Origin of the sequence: Streptomyces sp. LS1784 (assembly GCF_020103755.1) — a bacterium.
GTDB lineage: Bacteria > Actinomycetota > Actinomycetes > Streptomycetales > Streptomycetaceae > Kitasatospora.
Window position 1 is genome coordinate 1 of record NZ_JAHSQD010000826.1, and the last position, 2,695, is coordinate 2,695.

Consider the following 2,695-nt stretch of genomic DNA (forward strand, 5'->3'; position numbering starts at 1 on the left):
GGGGCCTCCCCCGGGCGGGGGAGGGGCGCCTCGCCCCCCGGGCGCAGGGCGCCTCGGCCTTCGGGGCCCCGGCCCCCGGGGCGCAGGCCGCTCAGCGCAGCCGCGAGGAGGACAGGATCGACGCCAGGTGCGCGACCACCATGCCCCAGGTGATCACCGCGATGCCCGCGAGCGACCACCGCGTGGCGTCCAGGTTGCCGAGCCCCGCGTCCACCGCGGCCGCCGCCAGCAGCACCAGCGAGGCCTCGATGCCGTTCGTCACCCGGTGGATCTTGAACAGCGAGGCGACCCTGCGGGCCGTCGCGATGCCCTGGGAGCGCGGCTGCGTCGACTCCTCGGTCGCCGGAAGCTGCCCGCTGCGGGCGCGGGCCACGTCCACCAGGTCCGTCGAGGCCTTGAGCAGCACCACGCCCAGCGCGGTCGCCAGCCCCGCCGACACCCACAGCTCCGACCCGCCGCGGGCCGCCCGTACGCCCGCGCCGATCATCAGCGCGGCGTCCGCCAGATAGGCGCCGAGCCGGTCCACGTACACCCCGGCCATGCTGAACTGGCGCTTCCAGCGCGCCACCTCGCCGTCCACGCAGTCGAACAGCAGGAACAGCTGGAACAGCACGACGGCCAGCACCGCACCGGTCGGGCCCGGGATCAGCAGGGCCGCGCCGCCGCCGACCCCGCACACCACCATCACCCAGGTCAGGGTGTTCGGCGACACCGAGGTGCGCACCAGCATCCGGGTGGTCCGCAGCGAGATCCGCCGCATGTACAGCCGGCCCGCCCAGTGCTCGCCGTTGCGGCTCTGAAGCTTGGCCTGCGGCTGGCACACCTCGCGCAGCTCGGCGAGCGCCGGAGCAGCCACCATGACGACATCCCTCCACCTGTACCGAAACGATCACCACAGGCTACGGCCTCCGGGGAAACGCCCGGACCAGCCGGTATGCCGCCGGCGGTACGGAAGATGTCCTCCGGTGGAACGTCCGCCGCGGACGTCCGCCGAAGCGTACGCAGGTCCGAGCGGGCCCGGGCGCCCGCAGGCGAAAACCGGTGGGCCGCCCGGGCGCCCCCGGCTAGGCTGCGCGGGTTCGCCGGAACCCGAAGCCCCGGGCCCGACCGCCGGCCCGACCACCCGCTCCCGCAAGCCGGTTGACGCGGTCCGCGCGGTCCGCACGGCCCCGGAACGGAACGGAACGAGGAGTGCAGACCCATGGTGACCACGGGCGGCCCGTCGCAGAGCCCCGACCTGGCCCGACTGCTGGACGACCACCGCCCGCAGGGCCCGGTGGAGACCGCCGACCACGAGCGGGCGCGCCGCCTCCTCGGCGTCGCCGACGCCTGGAACAGAGGCACCTTCCCGCTCCACTTCACCGCCTCCGCGCTGATCGTCCACCCGCCGACCCGCCGCGTCCTGCTGCGCTGGCACGTCCGCCAGCAGGCCTGGCTGCACGTCGGCGGTCACGGCGACCCGGGAGAGACCCGGCCGCTGGACATCGCCCTGCGCGAGGGCCTGGAGGAGACCGGCCTGCCCGACCTCACCCCCTGGCCCGGCCCCGCCCTCGTCCACCTCGCCGTGGTGCCCGTCCCCGCCTCGCCCACCGAACCCGCGCACGAGCACGCCGACCTGCGCTTCCTGCTGGCCACCGGCACCCCGGAGCAGGCCCGGCCCGAGAACCCGGCGTCCCCGCTGGAGTGGCTCACCGTCGAGGAGGCCAAGCGCCGGACCACCGAGGAGAACCTCCGTGAGACCCTCGACCGCGCCGCCCTCCTGCTGCCGGCCGCCTGACCGACTTCCCCGGAGACCACCGGACCTTGGAGACCATCGCATGCACACCGACCAGACCCTGATCTTCGACGCCGACGACACGCTCTGGGAGAACAACGTCCTCTTCGAGCGGGTCATCGACGGCTTCCTGGACTGGGTCGCCACCCCGGCCGAACAGGAGCGCACCAGGGCCCTGCTGAACGAGATCGAGGCCGTCAACTCCGCCACCCTCGGCTACGGCGCCACCGTCTTCCGGCAGAGCCTCGCCGACTGCCTGCAGCAGCTCAACAGCCGCACCCCCACGGCGGACGAGCAGGCCCGGATCGACGACCTGCTCACCCCGCTGACCAGCCGCGACGTCGAACTGATCCCGGGCGTCGCCGACACCCTGGCCGCCCTCGCCGACCGCCACCACCTGCTCCTGCTCACCAAGGGCGACCAGGGCGAACAGCAGCGCAAGGTGACCGATTCCACCATCGACCACCACTTCCGCGGCATCCACATCGTCGCCGAGAAGTCGGTCGACACCTACCGGCAGCTCACCGCCGACCTCGACCTCGCCCCCGGCCGGACCTGGATGATCGGCAACTCGCCCAAGTCCGACATCGCCCCCGCCCGCCGGGCCGGCCTGCGTACCGTCTTCATCCCGCACGAGCACACCTGGGTGCTGGAGCACGCGGAGCTCGGACCCGACGAGGCGACGCTGCAGCTCGGGGCCTTCCCCGAGCTGCTGCGCCACTTCTGACAGGCGGTCAGGCAATCGGGAGGGTCGCCGGCACCGGCGACCCGTCCCGGTACAGCCAGCCCCGCTCGGCGGCCGACCAGACGCCGGCCGTCAGCAGGTAGAGCGCGGCGGCCACCGGCACCAGCGCCGCGAACAGCACCGAACCGAACGACAGGTACGGCAGCAGCCCCGCCCCCGGCTGCGGGGCGGGCTGC

3 protein-coding genes and 1 pseudogene are annotated in these 2,695 nt (G+C 74.1%); 2 read left to right on the forward strand and 2 right to left on the reverse strand.

What is annotated here, in order from left to right; all coding sequences use genetic code 11:
* Nucleotides 1–91: 91 nt before the first annotated feature.
* Nucleotides 92–859, reverse strand: a complete 768-nt coding sequence (locus tag KS423_RS42960) for a CDP-alcohol phosphatidyltransferase family protein (protein WP_224285126.1) — start codon at nucleotides 857–859, stop codon at nucleotides 92–94.
* 342 nt (nucleotides 860–1,201) lie between these two features.
* Between KS423_RS42960 and KS423_RS42965 the strand changes: the two genes are divergently transcribed.
* Both KS423_RS42965 and KS423_RS42970 read left to right on the forward strand, forming a co-directional pair.
* The gene (locus KS423_RS42965; RefSeq protein ID WP_224285127.1) at nucleotides 1,202–1,777 is read left to right on the forward strand and encodes an NUDIX hydrolase; all 576 of its coding nucleotides are present in this window, start codon (nucleotides 1,202–1,204) and stop codon (nucleotides 1,775–1,777) included.
* A 40-nt stretch (nucleotides 1,778–1,817) separates the two neighbouring features.
* Entirely contained in the window at nucleotides 1,818–2,501 is a 684-nt protein-coding gene (locus tag KS423_RS42970; RefSeq protein WP_224285128.1) for an HAD family hydrolase, read from the forward strand.
* Nucleotides 2,502–2,508: 7 nt separating this feature from the next.
* Here KS423_RS42970 and KS423_RS42975 read toward each other — a convergent pair.
* Nucleotides 2,509–2,695: pseudogene (locus tag KS423_RS42975) on the reverse strand (hypothetical protein); the annotation flags it as partial.

Bases quoted from the DNA above. Each gene is read 5' to 3' on its own strand.
- KS423_RS42960 (WP_224285126.1), bottom strand. From the start codon at position 859: ATGGTGGCTGCTCCGGCGCTCGCCGAGCTGCGCGAGGTGTGCCAGCCG.
- KS423_RS42965 (WP_224285127.1), top strand. From the start codon at position 1,202: ATGGTGACCACGGGCGGCCCGTCGCAGAGCCCCGACCTGGCCCGACTG.
- KS423_RS42970 (WP_224285128.1), top strand. From the start codon at position 1,818: ATGCACACCGACCAGACCCTGATCTTCGACGCCGACGACACGCTCTGG.